The sequence below is a fragment of the Kitasatospora sp. NPDC040550 genome (assembly GCF_055594965.1).
Map to the genome: position 1 here is coordinate 289,698 of NZ_JBVIWC010000007.1, position 6,000 is coordinate 295,697.

The 6,000-nt window shown below is 75.3% G+C and carries 5 protein-coding genes; 3 read left to right on the forward strand and 2 right to left on the reverse strand.

Annotation, left to right across the window (positions count from 1 at the left end; genetic code table 11):
• Positions 1–94 precede the first annotated feature (94 nt).
• Positions 95–1,243, reverse strand: coding sequence for an NAD-dependent epimerase/dehydratase family protein (locus tag ACZ58X_RS13690; protein ID WP_188303064.1), 1,149 nt, complete (start codon positions 1,241–1,243; stop codon positions 95–97).
• 200 nt (positions 1,244–1,443) lie between these two features.
• Between ACZ58X_RS13690 and ACZ58X_RS13695 the strand changes: the two genes are divergently transcribed.
• Positions 1,444–2,994: a zinc-dependent metalloprotease gene (locus tag ACZ58X_RS13695; RefSeq protein WP_470333835.1), complete on the forward strand. Its 1,551-nt coding sequence runs from the start codon at positions 1,444–1,446 to the stop codon at positions 2,992–2,994.
• On the forward strand, positions 2,991–3,578 hold the full coding sequence (locus ACZ58X_RS13700; RefSeq protein WP_470333836.1) for an NUDIX hydrolase: 588 nt from the start codon (positions 2,991–2,993) through the stop codon (positions 3,576–3,578). The genes ACZ58X_RS13695 and ACZ58X_RS13700 overlap by 4 nt, the downstream gene beginning before the upstream one ends.
• Before the next feature lie 68 nt (positions 3,579–3,646).
• Here ACZ58X_RS13700 and ACZ58X_RS13705 read toward each other — a convergent pair whose 3' ends face one another.
• Positions 3,647–4,339 carry a M48 family metallopeptidase gene (locus tag ACZ58X_RS13705; protein WP_470333837.1) on the reverse strand — a complete coding sequence of 231 codons (693 nt, stop codon included), beginning with the start codon at positions 4,337–4,339 and terminating at the stop codon, positions 3,647–3,649.
• A gap of 333 nt (positions 4,340–4,672) precedes the next feature.
• Here ACZ58X_RS13705 and ACZ58X_RS13710 point away from each other — a divergent pair, with 333 nt between their 5' ends.
• Positions 4,673–5,752: a TOMM precursor leader peptide-binding protein gene (locus ACZ58X_RS13710; protein ID WP_470333872.1), complete on the forward strand. Its 1,080-nt coding sequence runs from the start codon at positions 4,673–4,675 to the stop codon at positions 5,750–5,752.
• Positions 5,753–6,000 lie beyond the last annotated feature (248 nt).

Sequence of the window (6,000 nt, forward strand, 5' to 3'; positions counted from 1 at the left end):
CTCCGAGCGTCACCTCCGGGCGGCGCCCCGGCAGCGGGACCCCGACAGCATCGACTCGGAAGCGGTGACTCGGAAGCGGCTCAGAAGCGGCGGCTCAGAAGCGGCGCCGCTTGCGGGCCCGGCGCACCAGCGCCGCCGTACCGACCAGCGCCACCGTCGCCCCGGCCGCCCCCAGACTGGTCGCGGCCTCCTTGCCGCCCAGCCGGCGCCCCGCCACCGCGTGCTTGCCCGACACCTGCGCCAGCAGCTCGGCCAGCACCTGCTCGTTGGTGAACTCCGGACGCCAGCCCGCCTCGTGCAGCCTGCTCCCGGACACCACCCACGGGTACATCGTGTACGCCAGGTCGCCCGCCGGCGCCGGGGTCAGCCCCAGCCGGTGCAGCCGCGCCGCGGTGCCGAGCGCCAGCGCCGCCGGCAGCTCCATCCGCCGGATCCCCGACAGCCGCTCCACGTCCTCCTGCTCCAGCCAGCCGTCGCAGCCGACCGTCACCTCGCCCTCCACCAGGCCCAGCGCCGCGTACTCCAGCGCCGCCGCCAGGTCGTCGACGTGACAGAACTGCCAGCAGGGGCGCGAACCGGCCACCACCAGCAGCCGGGGCGCCTCGAAGTGCCGGGTCAGCACGGTGTCCACACCGGGGCCCACCACCACGGCCGGGCGCAGCACCGTCACCTGCAGCCCCGGGTGGGCGCGCGGCGCCCGCCGGGCCAGCCGCTCGATCTCCAGCAGGTCCCCGACCAGCGAGGCCTCCTCGGTCGCCCGCAGCTCCGAGTCCTCGGCCAGCGGCACCTCGTTGTCGGCCAGCGCGCCGTAGACCATCGCGGAGGTGCACAGCACCACCCGGTGCACCCCGGCGGCCGCCGCCGCGGTCAGCACCGTCTGGGCGCCGCGCACGTTGTAGGCGCTGCGGGCCCGCGGATCGGACTCCATGCCGAAGTCCATCGCCAGGTGCACCACCACGTCGACCCCGGCCAGCCGCTCGGCCACCGCAGGGTCCCGCACGTCCAGGACCCGCCACTGCACGCCCGGGACCTCACCGCGGCGGTCGTCCACCGCCAGCACCCTGCGCACGTGCGGGGAGGCCACCAGCCGGGCGGCGACCCGCTCGCCCAGCACCCCCGCCGCACCGGTCACGGCCACGGTCAACGGCCGCCCGCCGTAGGCTGGAGGCGGCGACGCCGTGGCGTCCGGATCGTCCTCTCCAGCGGTCAGCCCAGAGCGAACGTCCGAAGGCGGGGAACTCACCGGCCATCCTCCACGGTTAGCTTATGTGCGTACGGACGTGTGTCACGTACGTCCATCCTGCCCGAGGCGAAGGCCCGGCGGTGCACCCGGCGCGGGCCTGGCCCTCGGGAGCCGCCCACGAGTCCCCCGCTCCACCGGAGACCCGGGCGGACCGCACTGCCCGCCACACCCGTATGACGGCCGACCGGATCGAGGACCCCGTGAGCGACCTTCCCTTCGGATTCGGCGTTCCCCCCGAGGAGCCCGAGGACGGCAAGGCCAAGCCCGACGACGCGCAGAAGAAGAAGGAGCAGGGCCAGGAAGGCACCGGCGGCGCCCAGCCGTTCGGCTTCGGAACCGGCAACCCCTTCGGCGCGATGTTCGGCCTGCCCGGCACCCCGGGCGGCCCCGGCGGCGCCGGAGCCGACAACCCCTTCGCCGCCATGTTCGGCGGCCTGAACCCCGGCGACCTCGGTGCCGCCTTCCAGCAGCTCGGCCAGATGCTCTCCTTCGAGGGCGGCCCGGTGAACTGGGAACTCGCCCAGAACATCGCCCGGCAGAGCGTCGTCGCCGAACCCGCCGAGGGCAAGAGCAAGGACCGCTCGGTCGGCGACGCCGAACGCTCCGCCGTCGTCGAGGCCGTGCGCCTGGCCGACCTCTGGCTCGACGGTGTCACCGAGTTCCCCTCCGGCGCCGGCACCGCCGTCGCCTGGAGCCGCGCCGAGTGGATCGAAGCCACCCTCCCGGTCTGGAAGGACCTCGTCGACCCGGTCGCCGAGCGGGTCGGCAACGCCATGGGCGGCGTCCTGCCCGAGGAGATGCAGGCCATGGCCGGCCCGCTGATGGGCATGATGCGCTCCATGGGCGGCGCCATGTTCGGCACCCAGATCGGCCAGGCGCTCGGCGCCCTGGCCGGCGAGGTCGTCGGCTCCACCGACGTCGGCCTGCCGCTCGCCCCGGCCGGCAAGGCCGCCCTGCTCCCGCAGAACGTCGCCGAGTTCGGCGAGGGCCTGAACGTGCCCGCCGACGAGGTCCGGCTCTACCTCGCCCTGCGCGAGGCCGCCCACCAGCGCCTCTTCGCCCACGTCCCGTGGCTGCGGGCCCACCTGCTGGGCGCCGTCGAGGCCTACGCGCGGGGCATCAAGGTCGACACCTCCCGCATGGAGGAACTCGTCGGCCAGCTCGACCCGAGCAACCCGGAGGCCCTCCAGGAGGCACTGGCCGGCGGCCTCCTCCAGCCCGAGGACACCCCCGCGCAGAAGGCCGCGCTCGCCCGCCTGGAGACCGCGCTCGCCCTGGTCGAGGGCTGGGTCGACGCCGTCGTGCACGCCGCCGCCGAACCCCACCTGCCGCAGGCCGGCGCGCTGCGCGAGACCGTCCGCCGCCGCCGCGCCGCCGGCGGGCCCGCCGAACAGACCTTCGCCACCCTGGTCGGCCTGGAACTGCGCCCGCGCCGCCTGCGCGACGCCGCCCGGCTCTGGGCGCTGCTCGCCGACGCCCGCGGCGTCGAGGGCCGCGACGCGCTCTGGGAGCACCCCGACATGCTGCCCACCGCCGCCGACCTGGACGACCCGGACGCCTTCGTGCACCGCGGCAGCGGCGACCTGGAGGGCGGCTTCGACTTCGACGCCCTCGACAAGCTGCTCGGCGAGGCCGCGGCCGGCAAGCCCGACCTCACCAAGAACGACCCGCCCCAGGGCGAATCGCCGAAGGGCGACGCTCCGAAGGGCGACCAGGACGGCACCGACGGAAAGGGCGAGCCCACCGCATGACGGCCACCGGGACGGGCACGTCCACCCTCCACGCGGACGCCGTCCGCACCCTGACCGACTGGCGGCCCGCCGACCAGGACCAGGAACAGCTGCGCCTCGACTACCTCGCGCACCTCGCCGAGCAGCCCGAGGGCCTCTACCGGTCCTGCCTGCCCGCCCACATCACCGCGAGCGCGGCGGTCGTCGACCCCTCCGCCGGGCGAGTGCTGCTCACCCTGCACCCCAAGGTCGGCATCTGGCTGCAGATGGGCGGGCACTGCGAGCCCGGCGACGCCGACCTCGCCTCCGCCGCCCTGCGCGAGGCCGTCGAGGAGTCCGGCATCCCCGACCTCACCCTGCTGCGGCAGGACGGCGTGCCCGTCCCCGCCAAGCTGGACCGCCACCAGGTCCGCTGCACCGGCAAGGACCAGCCGGAGAACACCCACCTGGACGTCCAGTACATCGCGCTGGCCCCGGCCGGGGCCCAGGAGCTGATCAGCGAGGAGTCGCTGGACCTGCGCTGGTTCGACTACGACCGGCTGCCGGAGCTGACCGACCACTCGGTGCGCGACCTCGTCGCCCGGGCCCGGCGGCTCACCGCCTGACCGACCGAAGTGCGACACGAAGAGGGGGCGCGGACCTTACGGTCCGCGCCCCCTCTCGTCGTCCACCCTCACCCGCAGGAAGCCCCCGGATCCGACCCCGGACCCTCCCCCGGACCCGGCGCGCCGTGCCGGGCCCCCGGAATGTGCGGCAGCCGGGCCGCCGACACCACACCCTCCAAGTAGCCGCGAGCCCGCTCCGTCCGCGGATAGGCCTCCAGCAGCGCCCAGAACGCCGGACCGTGGTCCGGCACCAGCAGGTGCGCCAACTCGTGCAGCAGCACGTAGTCCAGCACGTACTCCGGCATGCCCTGCAGCCGGTGCGACAGCCGGATCGTCCCCTCGCTGGGAGTGCACGAACCCCACCGCGAATTCTGGTTGGTCACCCAGCGGACCTGCACCGGCTGGGCCCGACCCTCCAGGTAGGCCGCCGACAGCTCCCGGGCCCGTGACATCAGGGCGTCGTCCCCGAGGATCCGCCGACGCTCCTGGGCCGCGAGCTTCTCCAGCATCTGCGCGACCCAACGCTGCTCCTCGGCGTGCGACATCCGGGCCGGGATCAGCACGACGGTGCGGTCGCCCTCGCGGTAGGCGGAGACCGTACGGCTGCGCCGGGCGCTGCGCCGCACCTCGACCCGGCTGCGGTCGTGCGCCTCCGGGGGCACCGCCCCGGCGGGCGGGTACTGCGGCCTCGCCTGCTGCTTGTCGTGCGGCTTCTCGCGCTGCTTCTCGTCCGGGCGCCCGCGCGTGCTCGGCGCCGCCATCTGCGACCCGGACGCTGCACGGGCACGCCGACGCGACGCCGGTGGATGGGAGTCCCGCTCGGCTGCCATGGCACACGACGTTACCCGGTACCACTGACAGAAGTCCGGTGCCGTGGCCGAAATCTTTCATGGAGCGATCGGGAACGAAAGGCCGACGGAGGGTGTCCGGAAACCGACGCCCGGAAGGATGGGCAGTTATCCACAGGGCTCGCGAACAGATGGTCTGATCATGCGCCCGGTCCTGTGGATAACTTTCCGCACGCCCCCGCCGCCATGGGGCATGCTGCGGTCAGCCGTCCGGAAACGATCGGAAGGGAGACCACCGTGCGCCTCATGCTCAAGCCCGCGCTGTCCCGCAGCTGGCGGGACTCCGAGACCCTGCAGTTCGGTACCGTCACCCGGTTCGCCGGGGTGCTCGGCAACGCCGACAAGACGCTGTGCGAGTTCCTCGACCTGCTCGACGGGACGCGCGAACGACCCGAGCTCCTCTCCGCCGGCGAACGGATCGGGCTCGGCCGCGAGCCCACCGACACCCTGCTGAGCGAACTGGAGGAGACCGGGCTGCTGGACGACGCGGAGGCGACCGGCCGGGCGCTGTCGCACTTCCCCCGGCCCCACCAGGACGTCCTCGGGCCCGACCTCGCCTCGCTCTCCCTGGTCCACTCCGGGCCCGGCGCCGCACCGGCCGTCCTGGTCCGGCGCGCCAGGGCCAGGATCGAGGTGCGCGGCGCGGGCCGGGTCGGCGCGGCCGTGGCGGCCGTGCTCGCCGCCGGCGGCGCCGGCACCGTCACCGTGGCCGACAGCGGCCGGGTCCGGCCCGACGACTGCTCCCCCGCCGGGCTGCCGCCTTCGGACATCGGGCGGCTGCGCTCAACGGTCGCCCGGGAGGCGGTGCAACGCGCCACCGGCCGCCCGCTGGCCCCGGTGCCCCGCCCCAAGAGCGACGACCCACCGCCCGACTTCGTGGTCCTCGCACCCCGGGACGGCAGCGCCGCCTTCGCGGGCGGAACGTACGAGGCTCGGCTGCTGCTCCGGGCCGGGGTGCCGCACCTGTACGTGGGCGTGGTCGAGGAGTTCGGCATCGTCGGGCCGCTGGTGATCCCCGGGCGGTCGGCCTGCGGGCACTGCCTGGTACTGCGCCGGGAGGACGAGGACACCGCCTGGCCGCGGGTCCTCGCCCAGCTGGCGGACGACGGCCCGGGCCGGGCCCGCACCCCGGCCTGCGACACGGCGCTGGCCACGGCCGTCGCCGGACTGGCGGCGCTGCACGTCCAGGTGTACCTGGACGGCGGCCGACCGCCGAGCGTCGACGGCTGGTGCGAGATCTCCGCGGGCGACGGCATGCCCCGCCGCCTGCGGCTCCGAGGACACCCGGACTGCGGCTGCCTGTGGCAACCGCTGCCGCCGGGCTGAGACGCGAGGAGGACAGGAGGTACGAGGAACGCACCGGGCACGGGCCCGGGCGGCTGCGGGGCTCAGCAGCCACCCGACCCGACGCCCGGGGCCGACACGGGCAAGACGCCCGGCCAAGTGAGCCCATGGCCAAGTGAGCCCATGGCCCGGGGGGGGGGTGGGGGGGGGGGGGGGGGGGGGGAGGGGGGGGGGGGGGGGGGGGGGGGGGGGGGGGGGGGGGGGGGGGGGGGGGGGGGGGGGGGGAAGGT

What these genes read in the sequence shown, in the direction of transcription:
- ACZ58X_RS13700 (WP_470333836.1), top strand. Translation starts at nt 2,991, where the DNA reads ATGACGGCCACCGGGACGGGCACGTCCACCCTCCACGCGGACGCCGTC.
- ACZ58X_RS13705 (WP_470333837.1), bottom strand. Translation starts at nt 4,339, where the DNA reads ATGGCGGCGCCGAGCACGCGCGGGCGCCCGGACGAGAAGCAGCGCGAG.
- ACZ58X_RS13710 (WP_470333872.1), top strand. Translation starts at nt 4,673, where the DNA reads ATGCTCAAGCCCGCGCTGTCCCGCAGCTGGCGGGACTCCGAGACCCTG.